The organism is Paenibacillus roseus (assembly GCF_016424485.1).
In the GTDB taxonomy this organism is placed as follows: Bacteria; Bacillota; Bacilli; order Paenibacillales; family Paenibacillaceae; genus Paenibacillus_D; species Paenibacillus_D roseus.
In genome coordinates, this window is sequence record NZ_JAELUP010000079.1 from 1 (window position 1) to 557 (window position 557).

2 rRNA genes are annotated in these 557 nt (G+C 47.6%); both read right to left on the minus strand.

The annotated features are described in order from the left end of the window. Positions 1–199: 199 nt before the first annotated feature. Positions 200–316 (minus strand): 5S ribosomal RNA (rrf, locus tag JFN88_RS15330). Positions 317–494: 178 nt separating this feature from the next. Further along, positions 495–557, minus strand: a 16S ribosomal RNA gene (locus JFN88_RS15335); the annotation flags it as partial.

The window sequence follows — 557 nt, forward strand, 5'->3', positions numbered from 1 at the left end:
CGCGTCCTTCTTCGGCTCCTAGTGCCTAGGCATCCTCCGTGCGCTCTTACTAGCTTAACCTAGTACTTCACTTCCGAAGAAGTAAAGGAATTCATATCGCTTCGCATTGCTGCGCGCGTTTATTAACTCAGCTAAAGGATGTTTCATCATATTCGTATCCAGTTTTCAAGGTACAAGTATAAATAGTGCGATATGCACCGCTTGGCGACGTCCTACTCTCCCAAGACCCTGCGGTCCAAGTACCATCGGCGCTGAAAGGCTTAACGGTCGTGTTCGAGATGGGTACGCGTGGTTCCCTTTCGCCATTGCCACCAAACCGTGTTTTTCGCTGCATCACTTCCTGATCAACATCAGAAAATACGCAACTGCTGAAAGAGACTTGCTCTTTCAAAACTGACAACGAGCGAGCAACTTGCCTTTGTTTATCCGATCATCATCGTGATCGAAGAATGATGCTTACGATGTGCGTTTCTTAGAAACGCTTTATTCCTTAGAAAGGAGGTGATCCAGCCGCACCTTCCGATACGGCTACCTTGTTACGACTTCACCCCAATCAT